This window comes from Flavobacterium myungsuense (assembly GCF_042677265.1).
In the GTDB taxonomy this organism is placed as follows: Bacteria; Bacteroidota; Bacteroidia; order Flavobacteriales; family Flavobacteriaceae; genus Flavobacterium; species Flavobacterium myungsuense.
Genome location: NZ_JBHTIZ010000044.1, coordinates 73,036 through 96,491 on the forward strand (window position 1 = coordinate 73,036; position 23,456 = coordinate 96,491).

The window sequence follows — 23,456 nt, forward strand, 5'->3', positions numbered from 1 at the left end:
AAAGTCTTATATTATTTATTCAGTGCAACTTTTACTTGATCTGCAGCTTCTTGAAACTCTACAGCTGATAAAATTGGCATTCCTGAATTGTCTATTAATTCTTTTGCAATTTCTGCATTTGTTCCTTGCAAGCGAACAATAATTGGCACTTTAATAGCATCACCCATATTTTTGTAGGCATCTACAACGCCTTGTGCAACACGATCACAACGAACGATTCCACCAAAAATATTTATCAAAATAGCTTTTACATTTGGATCTTTTAAGATAATTCTGAAAGCCAATTCAACACGTTTTGCATCGGCAGTTCCACCAACATCTAAGAAGTTTGCAGGTTCAAAACCAGCATATTTTATCAAATCCATGGTTGCCATAGCAAGACCAGCGCCATTAACCATACACCCTACGGTTCCGTCAAGGTCAACATAATTTAAGCCCGCTTCTTTTGCTTCTACTTCAATTGGGTTTTCTTCGCGAACATCCCTCATTTCTGCTAATTTTGGATGTCTGTACAAAGCATTATCATCTAAATTTACTTTAGCATCTACAGCAATAATTTTGTTATCCGAAGTTTTTAATACTGGATTAATCTCAAACATCGATGCATCAGAACCTATATATGCATTGTATAAAGAAGTCACAAACTGTGTCATTTCTTTAAATGCATTTCCAGACAGACCTAAATTAAAAGCAATTCTTCGTGCTTGAAAACCTAATAAGCCAGTTGTTGGATCAATTTCTTCTGAAAAAATCAAATCTGGAGTATGTTCAGCTACTTCCTCAATATCCATTCCGCCTTCTGTAGAATATACAATCATGTTGCGACCTGTTCCTCTATTCAAAACAACTGACATGTAAAATTCAGAAGTTTCACTTTCACCAGGATAATATACATCCTCAGCAACCAAAACTTTGTGAACTTTTTTTCCCTCCGCTGATGTTTGTGGAGTAATCAATTGCATTCCTATGATTTGCTCAGCAAGTTCTTCAACCTGTTGCAAATTTTTTGCGAGCTTTACTCCTCCCCCTTTACCACGTCCACCAGCATGAACTTGAGCCTTTATTACATGCCATCCCGTTCCTGTTTCAGCAGTCAATTGTTTAGCAGCTGCAATAGCTTCTATTGGGTTATTTGCAATATAACCTCGCTGTACTTTCACGCCATAACTGGCTAATATTTCTTTTCCTTGGTATTCGTGTATATCCATGATTGCAGTTTTAACTTTTTAAAAGTGCCACAAAAATAATAAAAATTAAACTTAACTATTTTATTTTTCTATTTAATCTGTAAAATAATTAATAAGTCACAATTTAAAATTTAAATTTAAAATATAAAGTCAAATTTGTTATAAAATCTCGACAAAATTATAAAGCAAATCATTTCTTCAATAAATATCCTTTTCAGACCCCTTTTAGCCTTCTAATATTATCGATTATGCATTTCAAGAGTGTTAATTTATCATTATCGTTATTAATATGTCAATTTATTGTTATTATTGTAAAAATACCCTCTTTAATGCTTTTCAATTCATTATTTGTTATGAAATCTTTAATTTTGTAAAAAATTATTTAGCATGAAAATACAAGAACAAGGCCTTTATTCACCTGAATTTGAACATGACAATTGTGGTGCAGGATTTATTTGTAATTTGAATGGAATCAAGTCAAATGATATTATTCATAAAGCACTTGACATATTAATAAAACTTGAACATAGAGGTGCCGTTAGCTCTGACGGAAGAACCGGAGATGGAGCGGGAATTTTATTTGACATTCCTCACGATTTTTTTAAAAAAGTTTGTGATTTTGAAATCCCTGAACCAAGAGAGTATGCCGTAGGAATGGTGTTTTTACCAAAAAGCAAAAATCAAACCACCTTTTGTAAAGAAACTTTTGAAGCAGCAATAAAAGATCAAAATTTAGCGCTTTTAGGATGGAGAGATGTTCCTGTTGATATTTCAAATTTAGGACAAATCGCTGCAGAAAAAGAGCCAACTATAAAACAAGTTTTTGTAGGTAAAAATGGCTTAGATATTACGGAACAGCAATTTAATGCCAAAATGTTTGCTGCCAGAAAAATGGCGGAACATACCGTTATCAATTCAAGAATTTCTGAAAGCCATAGATTTTATTTTTCTAGTTTTTCTACTACAACAATAATTTACAAAGGGTTATTAATGCCCGAAGATATTAGCCGCTATTATACCGATTTATTAGATAATGATTTAGTAACTCGATTGGCATTAGTACACCAACGATTCTCTACTAACACTTTTCCTTCTTGGGAGTTGGCTCAGCCTTTCCGATACATGTGCCACAATGGAGAAATCAATACTCTTCGTGGAAACATTAGCCGAATGCGCGCTAGAGAAGAACTGATGAAAAGCGACGTTTTTGGTGAAGATATAAAAAAATTATTTCCAATTATTTTAGAAGGAAAATCAGATTCTGCTTCTATGGATATGGTTGTCGAATTATTATTGATGACTGGTCGTTCGTTACCTGAAGCAATGATGATGGTGGTGCCTGAAGCTTGGGAGAAACACCAAACCATGTCAGACGATAAAAAAGCATTTTACGAATACAATGCTTGTATAATGGAACCTTGGGATGGACCTGCTTCTATTCCGTTTACTGACGGTAACGTAATTGGTGCATTATTGGATAGAAATGGTTTACGTCCTTCTCGTTATACTTTAACTAAAAGTGGTTTCGTAATCATGTCATCAGAAATTGGTGTTTTAGATATTAAACCGGAAGATGTAGTACAACACGGACGATTAGAACCTGGAAAAATGTTCTTGGTTGATATGAATGAAGGTCGTATTATTGAAGATGAAGAGGTTAAAAATAATGTAGTTACCAAAAGACCCTACAGAAAATGGCTAAATGATAATTTATTACAATTAGCAAAAATCCCATACACTAATAATGCTATTCCGACAGAAAGTGTTGACTTTGAAACCAGACAACGCCTATTTGGTTATACCATTGAAGATTTAAAAACTATTATAAATCCAATGGGGGCTCAAGGAAATGAAGCTTTGAGTTCTATGGGTAACGATACTCCATTAGCTGTTTTATCAGATCAACCACAACTTTTATACAACTATTTCAAGCAATTATTTGCACAAGTTACCAATCCTCCTTTGGACGGAATTCGTGAAGAAATAATTACCGATACCAGTTTGGCAATTGGGGGGGATTTTAACATTTTTGATATTGTTCCTGAACATTGCAAAAAAATAAAAATCCAAAATCCAGTTATTTCAAATGAAGATTTAGATAAAATAAGAAACATTACACATGACGATTTCAAATCGGTAACTATTTCTACTTTATATAAAATTGAAAGAGGTGTAAACGGATTAGAACGCGCCTTAGAAAAATGTGTTCAAGCGACTTTCAAAGCCGTTTCAGAAGGATGTAATATTGTAATTTTATCAGACAGAGGTGTTAGCGAAAAATTGGCTCCAATTCCTATGTTATTGGCTACATCCTATATTCATCATTCTTTAAACATACTTAAAGTTCGTTCGAAATTTGGTATCATTATCGAATCTGCTGAACCGCGTGAGCCACATCATTTTGCATTGTTGTTTGGGTACGGAGCAAGTGCCATTAATCCTTACATGGTCAACGAAATCATTCAAGATCAAGTAAATCAGGGTCACATCACTGGAATAAAAGCAGATTATGCCATTGGAAATTTCAATAAAGCCATTGCAAAAGGAATATTGAAAATCATGAATAAAATAGGTATCTCTACCCTACATTCCTATAAAGCAGCACAAATTTTTGAAATTTTAGGATTAAACAAAACGTTCACTTCTAAATATTTCCCTTATACCCCTTCTCGAATTGAAGGAATCGGTTTGAAGGAAATTGAGAATGAAGTTAAGAAAAGATATCAAAATGCTTTTCCAAAATCGGAAATTGCAAATCTATTACCTTTAGAAATTGGAGGAATTTACAGATGGAGAAGAACTGGCGAGAAACACATGTTCAATCCAACTACTATTTCTAAATTGCAACAGGCAGTTCGATTAAATAGCCCAGAAAGTTACAAAGAGTACTCAGATATGGTGAACAACCAGAGTAAAAATCTAATGACTATTCGTGGATTATTTGAATTTAATAATTTAGACCCAATTCCTATTGACGAAGTAGAGCCTTGGACCGAAATTGTGAAAAAATTCAAAACAGGGGCTATGTCATATGGTTCTATTAGTCAAGAGGCTCATGAGAATTTAGCCATAGCGATGAATCGAATTGGAGGAAAAAGTAATTCAGGAGAAGGCGGAGAAGATTCTAAGCGTTTCCAAAAAGAATTAAATGGTGATTCTAGAAATAGTGCCATCAAACAAGTAGCTTCTGGTCGATTTGGCGTGTCAATCAATTATTTGACAAATGCTAAAGAGATACAAATTAAAATGGCTCAAGGTGCAAAACCAGGAGAAGGTGGTCAATTACCTGGTGAAAAAGTGGTGCCTTGGATTGCTGAAACTAGAAATTCGACTCCCTATGTAGGTTTAATTTCGCCACCACCGCATCACGATATTTATTCTATCGAAGATTTATCTCAATTGATTTTCGATTTAAAAAATGCAAATCGTGAAGCACGTATAAACGTTAAGTTGGTTGCCGAAGTAGGAGTTGGAACTATTGCTGCAGGTGTTGCCAAAGCAAAGGCCGATGTAATCTTAATTTCGGGTTATGATGGAGGAACAGGTGCTGCACCATTGACCTCACTACAACATACAGGAATTCCGTGGGAACTTGGCTTAGCAGAAGCACAACAAACCTTACTCTTAAATGATTTAAGAAGCCGAATCGTTCTAGAATGTGACGGACAATTAAAAACAGGAAGAGATGTGGCTATAGCAGCTTTATTAGGAGCTGAGGAATTTGGTTTTGCAACAGCTCCTTTGGTTGCCTCTGGTTGCATCATGATGAGAGCATGTCACCTAAATACGTGTCCAGTTGGTATTGCAACTCAGGATCCTGAATTAAGAAAGAATTTTAAAGGAACACCTGAGCATGTTATTAACTTTATGTATTTTATTGCTGAGGAGTTAAGAGGAATTATGGCACAACTAGGATTCAGAACCCTAAAAGAAATGGTGGGACAATCTCAAAAATTGAATGTAAACAAAGCCATCAAACATTATAAAGCTAGTGGGTTAGATTTGTCTACAATTTTATACAAACCTGAGAAAGCAAAGACAGTTCCTAATCATAATACCACAACTCAAGATCATGCATTAGAACATGTACTTGATTTTGATATTATCAAAGCGGCTATTCCTTCCATATACAGAAAAGAAAGAACTAGAGTTACTTTTGATATTAAAAATACAGACCGTTCTGTAGGTGCGATATTGAGTAATGAAATTTCAAAAATATACGGTGCCCAAGGTTTGCCAGAAGATACTATACTGGTAGACTTTACAGGTTCGGCTGGACAAAGTTTCGGAGCTTTTGCCACAAATGGATTGTCATTCAAAATTCACGGAAACTGTAACGATTACTTAGGAAAAGGACTTTCTGGAGGAAAATTAATTATCAAGGTTCCTCCTACTGCAACTTTTAAACCAGAAGAAAACATCATTATAGGCAACGTAGCATTATACGGAGCCATTACAGGTGAAGCCTACATAAATGGTATGGCAGGAGAACGTTTTTGTGTAAGAAATTCAGGAGCCACTGCAGTTGTAGAGGGCATTGGAGATCACGGTTGCGAATACATGACTGGTGGTACAGTAGTGGTACTTGGCAAAACTGGAAGAAACTTTGCAGCAGGTATGAGCGGTGGAATTGCTTATGTATTTGATGCAGATAAAAAATTTGATGCTACTTTATGTAACATGGAAATGGTTGCTTTTGACCCTATGGAAGAAGATGATTTTGTTAAACTAAGACGTTTGATAAGAAACCACTCTATGTACACCAATAGTCCTTTAGCAAAAAGAATTTTAAGTGATTGGGAAAACCAAAGCAAACACTTTATTAAAGTTATGCCGACTGATTACAAAAAAGCATTGAAACGATTAGCAGAAGAAAAGCAAATAGAAGAACTAATAGCACAATAGTCATGGGTAAAATAGGTGGATTTAAAGAATATGCTAGAACCGATGAAAGTAACTTAGCAGTTCAAGAAAGAGTATCCAATTACAACGAATTTACGATTCCGTTAGCAAAAGATAAAATAAAAGAACAAGGGTCACGATGTATGGATTGTGGCATTCCTTTTTGTCACAGTTCTTGTCCGTTAGGAAATTTAATTCCTGATTTTAATGACATGGTACATCAAGAAGAATGGCAAGGTGCTTTAGAAATTTTGCAGTCAACCAACAACTTTCCAGAATTTACAGGTCGTTTATGTCCAGCTCCATGCGAAAAATCATGCGTTCTTGGTATTATAGCAGAACCTGTAGCTATTGAAAATATCGAAAAAAGCATCATTGAAAGAGGTTTTGCTGAAGGTTGGATTAAACCGCAACCACCTGAAACTAGAACAGGAAAAACGGTTGCTGTAGTAGGTTCTGGTCCTGCGGGATTGGCTGCCGCTCAACAATTGAATCGCGCGGGTCATACGGTAACTGTTTTTGAAAGAGACAATGCTATTGGTGGATTGTTGCGTTACGGTATTCCGAATTTTAAATTAGAAAAAGCAATCATAGACAGACGTGTTGCTATTTTAGAAGCCGAAGGAATTACATTCAAAACCAATGTAAATGTTGGTGTAAATTATAGTGTTGAGGAATTAAAAGCTTTTGACTCTATTGTATTGTGTGGCGGTGCAACAGAAAGAAGAAGTTTGCCTACCAAAGGAATAGATAGTAAAGGAGTGGTGCAAGCAATGGATTTCTTGACCCAACAGACCAAAGTTTTGTATGGTGAAAAAATAGAAAATCAAGTAAAAGCAACTGGCAAAAACGTAATTGTTATTGGTGGTGGTGATACCGGTTCGGACTGCGTAGGTACTTCTAATAGACACGGTGCCGCATCAGTGACTAACTTTGAAATCATGCCTAAACCATCTGTTGGTAGAAGTGAAACAACGCCTTGGCCTTTTTGGCCATTGCAATTAAAAACCTCTTCTTCGCACGAGGAAGGTTGTGATAGAAATTGGTTAATAAATACCAAAGAATTCATTGCCAACGAAAAAGGAGAACTTACAGGTTTGAAAACCGTAGAAGTACAATGGAAAATGACTCCTGGGCAACGACCAGAATTAATTGAAAAAGAGGGTTCTGAAAAAATATGGCCATGCGAATTAGCCTTGTTAGCACTAGGGTTTACAGGTCCTGAAAAAACATTAAGTTCACAATTAGGTCTTGAAATTGACATGCGCAACAACTATAAAGCGAACAATTACAAAACAAATATTCCTAATATTTTTACCGCTGGTGATATGCGTAGAGGGCAATCCTTAATTGTTTGGGCCATTTCTGAAGGTCGTGAAGCGGCAAGAGAAGTTGATTTATTTTTAATGGGCTTTACCAATTTACCAACAAAAGGAAACGGAGATTTACCGAGTTTGTAAATAAAATTATATTGCATTTAAAAGCCTCTAAAAGTGATTTTAGAGGCTTTTTTATTATTAAAATACTAAAGATTTTAGTTCTGAATGCTTAGGTAGAAAACTATTTTATGAATTGAAACTTGTACTGCAAATTCATAATCTAAAATTGTTCCTGCGCAAATGGCAGGATGAATTACTTTAATTATTTTGATTTTTTCAGACATTTTATTTCGTTTACAAGATTTTTATTTTTATTACGTTATCGAACTACTCTCAATTGCGAACTTCGTAACCACTTATTTTCTACTAAAGATAAAATTTCTTGCGGAGCGAAAACGTGAATTTACCGCAAAATTCGCAATCTTGCTAAGTAGCTGAATGCATTTCGTTTTTTTTATTACCCCCCTATACCAAAACTAATTAGCAAAACATTCTTTGCCATACAATAACCTCTTGTTTAAAGATAATTATTGAATTGCAAATTATAGTACAAATTCATTACCTCAATTTATTTTTTGTTGGATTATTTTCTTGACTATTTCCCATTCAGCCTTGAGTTCTGATAAGTGTAATTCTAAGTTAACGCTCCAATTATCATGTATTTCGCTTTCTATTTTCTCTGCAATTTTGGACATTATATTAAGTCGGATAGAACTTGTTGAACCCTTTATTTTGTGTGCTGTTTCACTTACCCTTCCAAGATGCTTTTCATTACAAGCTTCCTCTAGCTCTAGTATTAGAGCTGTTATACCACTAAGAGCTGTACTCATTATCTCCTTTAAAATTGATTTATTTTTAAATAATTTTTCCAATTCATGATAAGCCATGTGTGATTCAATTTCATATTCATCATTTTGAAGTAATTCATTCGAATGCTCTTCTTTTTTCAAATATTTATTCAGCATTGCAACAATTTTCTCTGGTACAAGTGGTTTGGTTAAAACGTCATTCATTCCATTAGCAAAACATTTTTCCTGCTCTTCTTTAAGAGCACCTGCTGTAAGAGCTATTATTGGGATATTATTTCCCACTAACGATTCAATTTCTCTAATTTTTTTGGTTGCACTTATTCCATCAAGTTCTGGCATGTGCACATCCATTAAAATCAAATCAGGACTCAGTTTTTGGTATTTTTCAATAGCCTCAATACCGGTAGTAGCTTCAATGATTTCATTAGTAAATCCAAGATCATAAAGCATTGCTTTGATTAAAAGCATATTTAAAAATACATCTTCTGCAATTAATATTTTTACTCCTTCATATAAATTATCTACTTTGGATGCTTGGGTAATTTTTCTGCCAAAGCTAGTAGTGTTATCTTGGTAGAGATTTGTAAGATAATTGAATAGATCGTTACTTTTTACAGGCTTGCTTAAACGAAAGCGAATGCCCAATTCTAAGCATTCTTTATGAAGTTGGAGATTATCTAAAGATGAATGCAGAAGTATAACAGGCTGTTTTTCAATACTAAATTTCAATTTATTTTGAAGCATTCTTATTGTTTCTATACCATTAATGTATGGCATATTGTAGTCACAAATTATAAGGTCAAAAGGTTCGGGTTGTTCAATTATTTTGAGAGCCTCGAAACCACTTTCACAACATTCGGATTCAATCTGCCAATGATTGAGCATTTGTTTCATAATAGTTTGATTATTAGCGTTGTCGTCAATAATCAAACATCGCTTCACTCCTTTAATCTTTGTGGCATCTAACTTTTTTCCTGCCTCAAAATGAGTTGTAACATCAAAATAAAAAACAGTCCCAACACCTATAGTACTTTTGACTTTTATAATAGCCCCCATTTTTTCTGCAATCAATTGAGAAATAACAAGTCCTAAGCCTGTGCCACCAAACTTACGAGTAGTTGAACTATCGGCCTGCGAAAATGATTTAAAGAGTTTCGAACGTTGCTCTTCATTGATACCAATTCCTGTATCTCTCACTGATACTGAAAGCTTCCCTTGATTGCCATCTAATGCCTTATATCTTACTTTTAGCTCGACTTCTCCCTTTAACGTAAACTTTATTGCATTGCTTAAAAGATTGGCTAAAATCTGTTTGAAGCGAATAGCATCGACATTAGCGAATCTAGGCATGGAGAGGTCAATGTCAAGCAATATCTCGATATCTTTTTCTGCTGAAACGAATTTAACGATGTCGATACTTTCCTCGAATAATTGCACCATGTCAGATTTTATTATATCCAAATCTAACATTCCTGCTTCAATTTTAGAAAAATCAAGAATATCATTAATGATACCAAGTAAAGCGTGACCAGAAACATTGGCACTGTTTACATATTGCTGCTGAACAATAGAAAGCGGAGTTTTTTTAAGTAAGTCGGTAAATCCAATTACACTATTTAGGGGAGTGCGAATTTCATGACTCATATTTGCGAGGAATTCAGATTTTGCTTGATTTGCTTTTTCTGCAGCTTCTCTTGCCACAATTTGCGCTGCAGCTTCTTTTTCTTTTGTTATATCCCAATTAGTTCCTATCATCCTAACTGCATTGCCTTCATCATCTCTTAAGACAGTTGCGAGGGCTTTTATATATCTAATCTGACCATCTGCATATTGAACCCTGAATTCAGAATTAAAGTCCTTTACACCTTTAATTGCCATTTGAATCTCTTCATTACCCCTTTCTTTATCGGCTTCATGCACCCCGTTAACCCAAGCCTCATATGCGTTGGTAAAATCATTTTTGTTAACTCCATATAAAACGAACATTTGGTCATCCCAAGTGAGTTTATCTAATACAATATCCCAATCCCAAATTCCTATTCCACCCGCTTTAACAGCAAGAGTAAGTCGCGCTTCGTTTATTTTTATTAATTGTTCTGTTTGCTTTAATTTAGTAATGTTGGAGTGAGAGCCGACAACCCTTATTGCTTCACCATTTGCATTTCTCTCAACTACTTTGCCTCTATTTAAAATCCATAAATAGTCCCCTTCCTTATTTCTAAATCTATATTCAAAGTTAAAAGAATCAGTTTGTCCTGATAAATTTTTAGAAATTTCAGCAAATGTAAATGCAATATCATCTGGATGTATTCTTGAACTCCATTCATAATCATTGTCAGTAAACTCTTCTGGTTTATAACCTAACATTTCTAACCAGCGATTTGAATAAAAAGTCTTTTTCTCTTTTGGTATCCATTCCCAAATTCCATCACCACTACCTTCAATAACAAATTGCCATCTTTCTTCATTAATCCTTAATTTCTCATTAGCAATTTTTCTTTCTGTAATATCTTGTGCTATCCCCTTGATATGGGTTATTTCTCCTTTTAAATCAAATTCAGCTTCTCCACGAACCCACATGTATCCTTTGCTACCATCTTTACGAAGTGTTCTTAGTTCCAGTTCATATGGGATTCCTTTTTCTCTTGTAAGATTTAATGCAGAAGATAATTGCTCCCAACTTTCTGGAGTAAAAAGCTTCATGTGTTCAGTGTAAGGTGGTGGCGGCAGTTTAGAATCAAAACCATACATGTTGTATAGCTCCTCTGTCCAGAGAACCTCATTGGTTTTTAAATCAAGTTCCCAACTTGCTATGCCAGCAATTTTTTGGGTGTAGTTTAATAAAGCGACATTTCTATTTAATTTTTGCTCGTTTTTTACGTATTCGGTTACATCCTGATGGGAACCTAACATTCTAATTGGCCTGCCTTCATTGTCTCTGATAGCCAAACCTCGACATCTTATCCAAACAATAGATCCGTTTTTATGTGTATATCGTAAGGTTTGATCGTAAGGTATTTCAGGGTTTTCACAATGTTTAATAAAGAGTTCATTAGCTTGTTTGAAATCATCAGGATTTATAATACCCTGCCATGCAGAAGGTTTGTGCGGCATAACCTTGTAATCATACCCTAAAGTAGACCAAAATTTAGGACTCATCCATTCCTCTTCAGGGTTGTCCAAATCCCAATACCAAATCCCATCTAATGATGACTCTTGGATAAAATCAAAAATAGTATTATCTGTTTTAACTAACTCGTAGAGCTCTTTCTTAAGGTAATAGTTATCTTTCATGTATAGGAGGGATTTAATTATCTATACATCGAAAATACGAATTTAATTATTAAATTGTTAATTTAAAAATCATTATCATTATTTTATCATAATAATATTAATAATAACTACAATTTTTTGTTTTTATTAGTCTATTTTTAGTGAGTCAAGACTAGGTAATTTTATCAGTGCTAATTATTTTAATATGTTTTTTTGTAATATTATTATTTTCTTAATTGGAAAAAATCTTTCAGGTTTTCACGTGTTAAATGCATTATTTTCAAGACGAGTAAAATAATGAACCCAACCCAGATATTAGGAGTCTTTCATGTATAATTTACTTACAACCGTTTCAATTCTTTTGTAAAACTTTGTAATTTCAAGTGTAAATAAAATAGTACTATATGGCTCATTTATACTATTATTTATTATTAAACATCAAACACCTAATTCTTTCTGTTATTTATCAGCACTAAATTTAAATACAATTGTTATATTTATAACACAATGTTATAATTTGTTAATTTTCAATTTTTACTTTGATGTATGGCTTTAGAGTAATAAATTTGTGAAAAAATAATGCCATGCAAGCAAAAGACCTAGTACAATTAGCAGAACAATTCGGAAGCCCTTTATATGTATATGATGCAGAGAAAATTCAATCGCAATACCATCGATTAACTTCTGCATTTGCTAAAGTAGAGCGTTTGCGCATTAATTATGCCGTAAAAGCTTTATCCAATTTGGCGGTTTTGCAATTGCTTAAACAAGTAGGTTCAAATTTAGATACCGTTTCGCTACAAGAAGTGCAATTGGGTTTGCACGCTGGTTTTGAGCCACAACAAATCATTTATACCCCTAACGGTGTTTCTTTTGAAGAAATAGAAGAAGTAGCGCAATTGGGCGTTCAAATCAATATAGATAACCTTTCAGTATTGGAGCATTTTGGAACGAAACATCCAACGGTTCCGGTGTGTATTCGTATTAATCCGCATGTTATGGCGGGAGGAAATTCGAATATTTCTGTGGGTCATATTGATAGTAAATTTGGAATTTCTATTCACCAAATGCCGCATATTCTTCGCATCGTTGAGAATACTAAAATGCACATCAACGGAATTCACATGCACACGGGTTCTGATATTTTAGATATCGAGGTTTTCCTGTATGCTGCCGAAATTCTTTTTGATGCAGCCAGAAATTTCAAAACGCTAGATTTCCTTGATTTTGGAAGCGGTTTTAAAGTGCCTTACAAAAAAGGAGATATCGAAACTGATATTGAAGAATTAGGGAAAAAATTGTCTAAACGATTCATTGCTTTCGAAAAAGAATACGGTCGTGAATTGACGTTGGCTTTCGAACCTGGTAAATTTTTAGTGAGTGAGGCGGGTTATTTTTTAGCCAAAGTAAATGTGGTAAAACAAACTACTTCTACAGTTTTTGCTGGAATTGACAGTGGTTTTAATCATTTAATTCGACCAATGTTATACGGTTCGCAACATCACATCGATAACATTTCAAATCCAAAAGGGAAAGAGCGTTTTTATACCGTAGTAGGCTACATTTGCGAAACCGATACGTTTGCCAATAACCGCCGAATTGCCGAAATTAATGAGGGTGATCTTTTGTGTTTTAGAAATGCAGGAGCCTATTGCTTCTCGATGTCATCAAACTACAACTCAAGATACAAACCAGCCGAGGTTTTATGGAAAGACGGTGAAGGCATCTTAATTAGAGAGCGTGAAACCTTTGAAGATTTATTAAAGAATCAGATTATGCTACCTTTTGAAGTAGCTACTGCATAAACCCAAAAACAACACAAACAAAAAAATCTCGAAGTACAAAAGCTTCGGGATTTTTATTTTAATGTAATACTTTCAGTTTAGTTTTAAAGTCAATTTTTCTATTTAATACCGATTATGTATTCAATATAGTCCATAAAAGATGGACTATTTTCATACTATATCGGCATTACACCATAAACTATTGGACTATTTTACAAATGTTATTGGTATAAAATTATATCCCACAGTAAATTTTGTCAATCCATTTCTTACATCAACAATTTTTGCAGTTGATTGATATTTATAATTTAAAACAGTTGATACACCTTGATAAATTCCAAATTCAAAAAAAACTTTATTTATTTTAAATCCTGTTCCTAAATTTAAACCTAATTCAATATTAGACTCCACTTTTCCTATAAATACTTCTTCATACTTTTCAGTTATTAAAAATCCGATTTGTGGCCCAGCAATAAAATAAATTTTGTTCCAAAATTTAAAATCCATTGGGAAATTTAAATAATTGAGCTTGTAATCAATATTACTTAAATCAATACTGCCGTATTTATACTCTGTTTTCGTTCTATCACCTTGTTGTGAAAAAATAATTTTTGGTCTAAATGAAATTTTATCATTTAAACTAATTTCATAAAGCGCTCCAATTTGTAATCCAATTGAATCTTTACCTAATACTTGCCCAGCAAATCCATCAGTAAAATAAGAGTAATTTGCCCCTGTAAAAACTCCAAATTTATTTTGTGAAAATGATAAAGATGTGATTAAGACAATTACAAAAGTTAAAATATTTCTCATTATTATTAGATATTAATCTTTAATTAATTTTCTTCTTAATATTTTACCTGCTTGAGTGATTTCAACTAAATAAATCCCAGCTTGTAATTGAGAAACATCAACAACCGTTGACGTGTTATTAATCTTTCTTATTTTCTGAACAATCTGTCCTAAAGAGTTGCTAATTTGAATAGATTGTATGCTCTTATCTGTAGAAGAAACTGTAATTCTATTCTTAGAAGGATTAGGATAAATTGTAATAGAATTTGATTCAAAATTAGAATTGGCTAGCTGATTACAAGTTCCATCAGCAGTAAAAGGATAAAACCAACGAAGTGCATCTTGTTGAATAGCATCATTTTCGGATGTACTTACATCTCTACAAAGCCAAGCACTTTTTGTTCCTGATTCAGGGCATTTAGAAGTTATGGCAAATCCTTCGATATTATCATTAGAATCTCCTGTAATTGGCATTGTATATTCACTTTTTACAACAAATTCTCTTTCACTGCCATTTATCAAAACAGTTGATAAATCCGTTACTTCTAATTTATTTTTTCCTGAAATATTATGCAAAATATACAATAGCCCTGTGCTTCTATCTAAAGATAAATCGCAACTTTCGGTTCTACTGGTTTTGTATTTTCCAACAAAAGCAAAATCATCATTCGAGTTCGGATTTATATCAAAAACCCACAAATAACCTTTATCTTGATGAGCAACAAAAATCAATCCACCCAAACCTTTTACAGAAATATAGGCTTTACCTGTTTGTTGGCTAATGAATCCTGCAGCTGTTAAAATATTATCTGGAATGAAAACAATTCCTTCAGGACCTGTATTTCCGGTATCGGTCATTGTGGAGGGAGAAAGTAAAATATTCCAATGCTTGTGTAAAGTAATGCTTGAAAAGTTTGAAGTATACGTGTATCTTCTTATTTCATAATTATCCTCATCAATAGTATAAAACTCATTGGCATAAAGATTTGCTTGAGTAATACCTTCGGGACCTCCAGAAATAGATTTATTGGCTATTTGATTGAAAGTATTGTTAGCAGTATTGAGCTCTAAAACCCTGAATTTTCCTTTGTTTTGTATACCGTACAACCTATTGTTTGTCGGATTCCAATGCAAACCACTCAAATCAGTAACTCCAGAAACATCCATAACATTTGTTAAGTTAGTAGCTGCTTGCCAAGTTTCTGAAGGCCAAGTTTGAGTGTATCCAACATGAAGTTGAAAAAGGCAGATAAGAAGACTAATTTTTTTCATTTATTTACAGAAATTAAAAATTATTTATCTAAAATTTCAAACAAAACATTGGCTTCTGTACCATTTGTAAAAGGAATTTTTAGAAGCTGAGACAGTGTTGGTGCAATTTCAGTAATTTCTTTTCTTTTGTGGGATTCTCCTTTTTTGATATTCCACCCATAAAAAATTAATGGCACGTGGGTGTCATAACTGTAAGGCGTTCCGTGAGAAGTTCCTGTTTGCTTATATTCTATAAATCCAGGCTTGTCTAAAATGACTAAATCTCCTGATTGTGTTACATCATACCCTTTTGCAATACAATTTAAAAAATAATCACTTCCTGAATTGGCAAGCACTTCTTCTTCAGTATATACCCTTTTTACATGTTGCTGGGTCATTAAAAAAGCAGCAAAACTCTGTTTTACTTTCCCTAAATCTAACTCCTTATTTTTTATTATCTCTTTATTAAAAAAGACATTAAAACTGGAATAATTTAATATCAAATCTACGCCATAAGTATCTGTCGAAAATTTCTTTAAGGCTTTACCTATTTCTTTTGGTTCAACATTGGTTACTTCATATTTATTGTCATTCAAAAATTTTGCATTTTCAGCTCCTGCATGATCGGCAGTTAAAAAAAGTACATAATTGTCTTTACCCACCGTTTTGTCTAAATATAGTAGAAACTCTGCAATGGTTTGATCCAATCGCAAATAAGTATCTTGCAATTCTATAGAACGTGGACCTATGTCATGACCAATATAATCGGTTGAGGAAAAACTTAGCGCTAAAAAATCAGTAATGTCGTCTTTGCCTAGTTCTTCCTTTTCTATAGCCTTCATAGCAAAATCTACTAGAAAATTATTGCCGAAAGGTGTAGCTCTTAAAATCCCTGCGTCTTTTTTATCATACATTTCCTTTAAATTATAAGGAAAAATGGGATTAGCGCCATTCAGTTTTCCTTCATACGGATTCGCATCGGGAAGACTTTCATTATAAGTTGACAACGGTTTTAATAGGTCCCAACCTTTAGTAATATATGTCATATATCTTTTTTCTTGATTGAATTGAGTTACCCAATCTGGCAAAGCTGCACCATAAAATGTACTTGAAATGAAAGCTCCTGTTTTACTATACCAAAAGGCCCAATTAGCAAAATGCCCTGCGGGTAAAATAGCGCCACGGTCTTTAAAACTAATTCCAATTACTTTTCCTTTGAAGTTGGTGGCCAAACGTAATTCGTCAGTTATAGTAGTTGTTTGAAGGTTTTTTGGTGACATTTGCCCTTCTTTATCGCCACCTTCTCCTATTGTTTTTACAGAACTATCATCTGTACAATACATTTCGGTGCCTAAAGTTCTACTAAACCATTCATTGCCTACAATTCCGTGCATACTTGGTGTAGTTCCTGTATAAATAGAAGCATGACCAGGCCCCGTATAGGTTGGCATATAATTGTATTGCATGTTATGATAAGTATAACCATTGTTCATGAGTCGTTTGAACCCATTGTCTGAAAAATCATCTGAAAACCGATAGAGGTATTCCATTTTCATTTGATCGACTACAATACCAACTACTAATTTAGGTCGTTGCTGCGCTTCAACATTTACAAAAAACACGCATGCAAAAAATAAAATGATTTTTTTCATAATACAATATAATTTATACAAAAATAGGATTTTAATATGAAGTAATTCATGCGTATCCCTCAGAATTATAATTAAGGGAAATTGAATGTTTTAGCGAAAAGCAATCATTAAAAAAGCCACTCAAAAAGTGGCTTTCTCTTTATTTTAAGATGATGAACTCGCATCGTCTGTTAATAGAATGTTCTTGTTCAGTGCAGACTCTTGTTGTATCACACTGAATTAATGGAACAGATTCTCCAAAACCTCTAGAACGAAGGCGTTTTCTTTTAATTCCGGATTGCACTAAATATTCTAAACTAGAAGCGGCTCTTCGGTTAGATAATATTAGATTATACATAACTGAAGCTCTAGAATCGGTGTGGGCATCAATCTCGATTTCCATTTCAGGGTATTTATTTAATAAATCTACCAGTACATTTAAGATTCGAGCAGCCTCTGATTTGATATCCCATTTATTTAAATCGAAATAGATATTTTCGAGAACAATTTGCACTTTTCCGTCTTGACGTTTGGTAATAATTTCCTCGGCATCATCGTAACATTCAACAAATAATTCTATGGTATATCGTAATTTTCCATCGGCATTTGTTGTAAATTCTTCACTATGCGGAATATAAAAATCTCTTACGGCTTCAATTCTATATTTCTTGTTGGGTTCTGTATTAAAAACATAATCAGCCTCTGCCCCTACCACCATTTGCCCAATTAGTATATCATTTTCATCGTATAAGGAAACTAAAGTTCCTGGTAATGGACTTTGAGTATTTTTATCTTTTACTTCTCCCTCAACAACATAGCGTTCTTGATTTTCAATTCTTGTAAAACTATATAGATTATCGTCACCTCCCTTTCGATTTGAAGATAAATAACCTGCATTTTTTTTCTCATCGACTACATATCCAAAATCATCCAGATTACTATTTATTGTTTGACCTAAATTTAAAGGTTTTGCAAAAACGCCTTGAAAACTAGTACTCATAAATATATCTAAACCACCCATTCCTTGGTGTCCATCTGAAGAAAAATATAAAATAGTTCCATTATCAGATATTGACGGAAACTGTTCTCTGTGAATAGTATTTATTGCTTTGCCTAAATTTTGCGGAGTACCAAAAGTTCCGTCTTCATTGACATCTACCACAAAAATATCAAATGATCCTATAGTGCCTGGCATGTCACTTGAGAAATATAATTTTTTTCCGTCTTTACTTAAAATAGGATGCTCGGTAGAATAAGTATCACTTGTAAATGGCAACTCTTTTATATTAGTCCATTTGCCATCAATAAATTCAGCTTTAAAAATTTTAATAACCGCTACTTTTTCATCTCCAACTTTTACTTTATTACCATTGGTTCTATTGAAATACATAATGCGCCCATCTTTACTAAAAGTAGCTGAACTTTCGTGAGTATCGGTATTTATTTCTTTCGGGAATGGTTCTACATTTAAGAGTAAACCTTTATCATTTACATCAGCGCTAAACAAATCAAGATAGGCTTTTTCGTTCCAACCAAAAGATTTAGCTGCTGTATTTCTTGCTGAGGCAAATGCTACTTTATCGCCATAAAAGGATATCCCAAAATCGCCATTTGTGCCATTCTTTGACATGGGCTGAATAACATAATTAAAAGGTACATTGGTTAGTAAATTAGTTATAAACTTAGGAGTACTTACTTCAAATTTTAAATATTCGCTCATAATCTTATCTGCCTTTTCATAATCGGCAATTCCAAGCAAAGATTGAGCATATTTAAAATAATATTCAGGCTGAATGTTCTCTTTATATGTTAAAAAAAGTTTTCCATACACTCGAGCCGCATCATTTACTTGAGAATTGTTGTAGTAACAATCCCCTAAGTTTTGCAATACGTTTTGATTCTCCTTTACCTGCTCATACATTTCAGCAGCTTTGACAAAAGATTTTTTCTCAAATAATGTATTTGCCTTCTTTTCGCTTCCTTTTTGACCCAAAAGAGTGAGGCTAAAACAAAATATAAAAAGTATATAAAAGTATTTTTTCATTTTTTTCGTTATTAGAAGAATCTTGGTGACTTTTCATATCCTTTTGAAGATAGACTTGATGTATCTAAATCAAACAATAAAAATATTTCGTGACTTCCTGAATTAAACTGACCCAGATTAGACAATGTATAATCGTAAGAGTATCCTATTCGCAATTGTGGCGTAATTTTAAAATTAACTAATCCACTAACTGAATCATCAAAACGATACCCTGCTCCTAATTCTATTTTATTATTCATCAAAAAATTAGCAGTCATATCTAAAGATAAAGGTGCCCCTGAAACCCCTTTAGCCATAAAGGCTGGTTTGAATTTTAAATTGGGATTCAAATTAAACACATAACCACCAGTAAGAAAATAATGAATGTCTTCTACTCCAGAATACCTAATTCCATCTTTGTTTTCTATGTGTTGTGTAGTTAACAAATTAGGTACTGATAATCCTAAATAGTATGTGTCTGTAAAATAGAAAGTTCCAACTCCAACATTGGGAAAAATCCTACTGATATTATCCTGAAAAGCCTTATCGGGATTTACATCTGTAAATTTAAATCCATTAAAATTAGTGTCAAAAAGTGTCATTCCACCTTTTAAACCAAATGATAATTTACTTTTATCAGAAACTGGTACTACGTAAGCAAAATCGACATAAATATTATTTTGATTAACGACATCGCCAATAGCATCATTAATAAATGATATTCCCATTTCTACTTTTTTAGCAATTGGTGCACGTGCAAACAAGGTTGCTGTTTTAGGTGCCCCAACTGCGCCTACCCATTGTGTTCTATACAATCCTCCTAAATTTACTACGCCTTCATTAGCTGTTGCGTATGCAGGGTTTATCACATTCATGTTATACATATAATGAGTAAACTGTGGATCTTGTTGCGCATTTGCTAGAGTAGAAACTAGAAAAGTGCTTATAAGAACTAAAAATATAATACTTCTTTTTTTCATCTTTTTTTCTTTTATCTACTTAAATAGAGTCTGCCTTGTTTTGGTTTATTAATTCCATCATTATACTCTAAAATATAAAAATAAACTCCTACTGGAAGTGTAGTTTCTCCAATTTTAATTCCGCCTTGAGTGGCTGTACCATCCCAATTTGGAGTATTTCTATTTCCTTTGTATAGAATATTTCCATATCTATTATAAATTTCTAATGTGAAATTTGGAAAAGCACTTTCTATATTTTTAATCACAAATTCGTCATTTACTGTGTCGCCATTTGGAGAAAATCCGTCAGGAATTAAGATGTCTTTGCATTTTGTTAAATCGACAATTACTTCTAATCGTACAGTACTTTCGCAACCTGATGCAGATTTTAATGTAGCGAAATAAGAGCTGCCGTCTTCTAGTAAATCGGTGCTATTTAAAACGTTTCCACCAGTCGCAGCATCATACCAAACTAATGGTTCTGATCCAGTAACATTAACTGATAAATTAGCTATAGTTGGATTGTCGTTCTCACAAAATTCGTTTCCTTTATCAGTTAGCATTGGAGTATCTAGCTCAATAACATTAAAAGATATTGGTAAAATTACACTTCCAGATGTATCACATTGACTTACACCTGAAATAATTTTATCTATTGTGACAGTGACATTCCCGACAGTATTTAATACTGAAGCAGGTATAACAAAATTTGTTTTACCTCCTTCAAACTCTACATTTACTGATGTAGAATTGGTGCTAACCCCAGATATTTCATAAATGATATCGTATAATCCGTCACTTATAGCATTAGCTCCTGAGAGGGAAACTTCATTAGAGGAATTTAAGCACGCTGAAGCTGAACTGAGTATTGCACCACTAGCGTCAGGCAATGGAAATACTTGAAAAGAAGTTTTCGCATCTTCTGTTGAATTATTACATCCTGAGGAAAGATTCGTAATAGATGAGATAGTTAGGGAATAACTTGCCGCTTTTACAAAATAAGAAGCAGGTATACTGAATTGACCTGTTCCACTTGTGATAGCTATAGTTCCGCTTGTTCCTGAACTTGGAACTGCATCAGGAATAGTATAAATAAATTGATAATTCCCATCAGCTAATCCTGTTGAAGCTCCAGAAATAGTTACGATAACATTACTACCTTCACAAACATCTGCAATGGCTAGATTTACATCCTCAATATTTGAACTCGGACGCAAAATAAAATCGGCACTTACATTTGGATTAATAGTAGTAGTACAATTCGTTGAAGCATTTGTTATGGTTAAAAAAGTAACTCTTGTGGTTCCTAAATTTGGTATGTTAGCAGCATTGATATTAAAAGTTCCTGTACCATTAACTATAGTTACATTTGCATTTTGATTTGTTAATACATTACTTATAGATAAATTGTAATTTATTATATAAACACCATTTTCCATATTTGATAAGGTAACTGCTACATTATTCCCTTTACAATTTGGGGAAGAAATTGCTATGTTTTTGGACGCTAAAACCGGATTAGGTAGTATAACAAATTGAACTACTTCATTATCTGTTCCACATGAATTGGTTACCTTGTATGTATAACTATAGGTATTAGGAGTAAGTTTTGAAACATCAATTGGACTAGTAACATTTTGATTGTTACTATCAGACCATGTTCCACCTGTTAAATTATCTTTTAACAGTGAGGATAAATCAAATGTACCAACTGATGTACAAACATTTTGTATGCCAACAAAAGTTCCTGCATTTACAATTGGATCAACTGTTACAGTTACTGTAGCCGTATCATCATCGCAAGGCTGATTCCCTTCAAATGTATAGGTATAAACTCCTGGCAAATCAACTTTAGGGTCAAAAATACCTGTACTAGTAGTTGAATTTGGAGAAGTCCATGTTCCGCCTACTTGTGGAGTACCTTTTAGACTTGAAAATAAATTTTGTGGTAAACTAGAAGCGCAAAAAGTTACACTTCCTGGCAATCCTGCATCTGGACCAGGAATAATTGTGACTAAAATTTTCGATTCATCTGGAGTACAAAAAGGATTTCCTACTGTATAGGTATACTCTCCAGCTACATCAACCGCAGGATCAAAGAAACCTGTTCCGCTTGCTAAAGTTGGTGTCCAAGTTCCTCCTAACTGTGGAGTTCCTTTAAGAAAAGTAAATAAATCTTTTCCGTCTACATTTGAGCAAATAGATGCTGTACTATCTTCTCCTGCATCTGGTGATGGATTTAAAGTAACGTTTACCGTAGCTGTATCATTATCACAAGGTTGACTACCTGAAAATGAATAAGTATAAACTCCTGCTTTATCTAGTGCCGGATTAAAAATCCCACTACCACTTGCAAGAGTTGGCGACCAAGTGCCTCCTATTTGAGGAGTTCCACCTAAACTTAAAAACAAATCTTTTGATGGACTTCCTTCACAAAAAGTGGTATTTCCTGAAACTCCTGCATTTGGACCAGGTGTTATTGAAATAGTCACAGTTGCCTGGGCATTTGTACACGATGTTGCCCCTAGAACAGTATAAGTATAAACTCCTGCTAAATCTGTTGAAGGATCAAAAATTCCATTACCACTCGTTAACGGAGGTGACCAAGTCCCACCTGTTTGTGGCGAACCAACAAGGAAAGCTTTTAAATCTACCGTATCAGAATTTGAACATATATTAGCAACTCCGTTACTTCCTGCATTTGCAGCAGGAATAATAGTAACTGTTACTAGAGCAGTATCATTCACACATGGAGGTGTTCCTGCAACAGTATAAATATAAGATCCCTCTAAATCAACTTTAGGATCAAAAAATCCAGTTCCACTTGTGAGAGCTGGAGACCAAGTGCCTCCAGATTGCGCATTTGGACCCAAAAACAAAAATAAATCTTGAGGAATTGCATCACTACATATTGATAAATTAGCATTACTTCCTGCAACCGGTGGCTGATTTACATTTATTATGGTTTCCTCTGATAATGATTGTGAACAATTTGGAGGATTTGTTAAAGTAATGCTTTCTAATTTAAATGTAGAAGTAGCTGATAAAATGATATTTAATAATGCTATACCAGTAGATCCAATATTTATATTTTGGATAGCACCACCGTTTATTCTGAAAGTAACAATTGTATTTGGAGTTCCTGTGAATGTTACATTAATTGCATTACCCGAACAAGCCGTTCCGCTTGAAGAAATAATTACTGTTGGCGTTGGATTAATAGATATTGTTACTGAATCAGTTAAAAGTTTTGTACAACTACCAGCTTCACTAGAAGCAACACTTACTAATGTATAAGTACTATTTTGATTGGCAAGTAATGAAGCTTCGCCATCAGAGTCTAATGGAATCGTATTCGTTACACCGTCAAGTGTATAGGATATTAATGCTAATGGGGTTCCTTCAAAATCAATACGTGCCGAATTCCCAGAACAAACTGTTGGTGTTTTGGTAGAGATTGTTGCAG

Annotated in this window: 12 protein-coding genes; 3 read left to right on the forward strand and 9 right to left on the reverse strand. The window is 33.7% G+C overall.

The features are described from left to right. Nucleotides 1-11: 11 nt before the first annotated feature. Nucleotides 12-1,208: an ADP-forming succinate--CoA ligase subunit beta gene (gene sucC, locus ACFQ0S_RS12120; protein ID WP_379758837.1), complete on the reverse strand. Its 1,197-nt coding sequence runs from the start codon at nucleotides 1,206-1,208 to the stop codon at nucleotides 12-14. A 366-nt stretch (nucleotides 1,209-1,574) separates the two neighbouring features. Here sucC and gltB point away from each other — a divergent pair, with 366 nt between their 5' ends. Then, nucleotides 1,575-6,092 carry a glutamate synthase large subunit gene (gltB, locus tag ACFQ0S_RS12125; protein WP_379758839.1) on the forward strand — a complete coding sequence of 1,506 codons (4,518 nt, stop codon included), beginning with the start codon at nucleotides 1,575-1,577 and terminating at the stop codon, nucleotides 6,090-6,092. 2 nt (nucleotides 6,093-6,094) lie between these two features. Then, nucleotides 6,095-7,549, forward strand: coding sequence for a glutamate synthase subunit beta (locus ACFQ0S_RS12130; RefSeq protein WP_379758842.1), 1,455 nt, complete (start codon nucleotides 6,095-6,097; stop codon nucleotides 7,547-7,549). A gap of 74 nt (nucleotides 7,550-7,623) precedes the next feature. Here ACFQ0S_RS12130 and ACFQ0S_RS12135 read toward each other — a convergent pair whose 3' ends face one another. Continuing rightward, nucleotides 7,624-7,752: a hypothetical protein gene (locus ACFQ0S_RS12135; RefSeq protein ID WP_379758845.1), complete on the reverse strand. Its 129-nt coding sequence runs from the start codon at nucleotides 7,750-7,752 to the stop codon at nucleotides 7,624-7,626. A 279-nt stretch (nucleotides 7,753-8,031) separates the two neighbouring features. Then, on the reverse strand, nucleotides 8,032-11,571 hold the full coding sequence (locus ACFQ0S_RS12140) for a PAS domain-containing hybrid sensor histidine kinase/response regulator (protein ID WP_379758848.1): 3,540 nt from the start codon (nucleotides 11,569-11,571) through the stop codon (nucleotides 8,032-8,034). A 563-nt stretch (nucleotides 11,572-12,134) separates the two neighbouring features. Here ACFQ0S_RS12140 and lysA point away from each other — a divergent pair. Continuing rightward, a complete protein-coding gene (lysA, locus tag ACFQ0S_RS12145; protein WP_379758851.1) occupies nucleotides 12,135-13,355 on the forward strand; it encodes a diaminopimelate decarboxylase in 1,221 nt (406 codons plus the stop codon). Between the two features lie 186 nt (nucleotides 13,356-13,541). Here the strand turns inward: lysA and ACFQ0S_RS12150 are convergent, their stop codons facing one another. From ACFQ0S_RS12150 to ACFQ0S_RS12175, 6 genes are all read right to left on the reverse strand, one after another. Then, entirely contained in the window at nucleotides 13,542-14,147 is a 606-nt protein-coding gene (locus tag ACFQ0S_RS12150) for a porin family protein (protein ID WP_379758854.1), read from the reverse strand. 12 nt (nucleotides 14,148-14,159) lie between these two features. Beyond that, the gene (locus ACFQ0S_RS12155) at nucleotides 14,160-15,398 is read right to left on the reverse strand and encodes a T9SS type A sorting domain-containing protein (protein ID WP_379758857.1); all 1,239 of its coding nucleotides are present in this window, start codon (nucleotides 15,396-15,398) and stop codon (nucleotides 14,160-14,162) included. Between the two features lie 20 nt (nucleotides 15,399-15,418). After that, nucleotides 15,419-17,029: an alkaline phosphatase PafA gene (gene pafA / locus ACFQ0S_RS12160; protein WP_379758860.1), complete on the reverse strand. Its 1,611-nt coding sequence runs from the start codon at nucleotides 17,027-17,029 to the stop codon at nucleotides 15,419-15,421. Between the two features lie 139 nt (nucleotides 17,030-17,168). After that, nucleotides 17,169-19,052, reverse strand: coding sequence for an OmpA family protein (locus ACFQ0S_RS12165; protein WP_379758863.1), 1,884 nt, complete (start codon nucleotides 19,050-19,052; stop codon nucleotides 17,169-17,171). A gap of 11 nt (nucleotides 19,053-19,063) precedes the next feature. Beyond that, complete coding sequence (locus ACFQ0S_RS12170; RefSeq protein WP_379758866.1) at nucleotides 19,064-20,011, reverse strand: PorP/SprF family type IX secretion system membrane protein; 948 nt, start codon at nucleotides 20,009-20,011, stop codon at nucleotides 19,064-19,066. Nucleotides 20,012-20,022: 11 nt separating this feature from the next. Then, a partial coding sequence (locus tag ACFQ0S_RS12175) for a gliding motility-associated C-terminal domain-containing protein (protein ID WP_379819107.1) occupies nucleotides 20,023-23,456 on the reverse strand: 3,434 nt, incomplete at its 5' end.

Excerpts from the sequence above, each read along its gene's own strand:
- ACFQ0S_RS12165 (WP_379758863.1), bottom strand. The coding sequence starts at position 19,052 with ATGAAAAAATACTTTTATATACTTTTTATATTTTGTTTTAGCCTCACT.
- sucC (WP_379758837.1), bottom strand. The coding sequence starts at position 1,208 with ATGGATATACACGAATACCAAGGAAAAGAAATATTAGCCAGTTATGGC.
- ACFQ0S_RS12170 (WP_379758866.1), bottom strand. The coding sequence starts at position 20,011 with ATGAAAAAAAGAAGTATTATATTTTTAGTTCTTATAAGCACTTTTCTA.
- lysA (WP_379758851.1), top strand. The coding sequence starts at position 12,135 with ATGCAAGCAAAAGACCTAGTACAATTAGCAGAACAATTCGGAAGCCCT.
- ACFQ0S_RS12155 (WP_379758857.1), bottom strand. The coding sequence starts at position 15,398 with ATGAAAAAAATTAGTCTTCTTATCTGCCTTTTTCAACTTCATGTTGGA.
- ACFQ0S_RS12130 (WP_379758842.1), top strand. The coding sequence starts at position 6,095 with ATGGGTAAAATAGGTGGATTTAAAGAATATGCTAGAACCGATGAAAGT.
- ACFQ0S_RS12150 (WP_379758854.1), bottom strand. The coding sequence starts at position 14,147 with ATGAGAAATATTTTAACTTTTGTAATTGTCTTAATCACATCTTTATCA.
- gltB (WP_379758839.1), top strand. The coding sequence starts at position 1,575 with ATGAAAATACAAGAACAAGGCCTTTATTCACCTGAATTTGAACATGAC.
- pafA (WP_379758860.1), bottom strand. The coding sequence starts at position 17,029 with ATGAAAAAAATCATTTTATTTTTTGCATGCGTGTTTTTTGTAAATGTT.
- ACFQ0S_RS12140 (WP_379758848.1), bottom strand. The coding sequence starts at position 11,571 with ATGAAAGATAACTATTACCTTAAGAAAGAGCTCTACGAGTTAGTTAAA.
- ACFQ0S_RS12135 (WP_379758845.1), bottom strand. The coding sequence starts at position 7,752 with ATGTCTGAAAAAATCAAAATAATTAAAGTAATTCATCCTGCCATTTGC.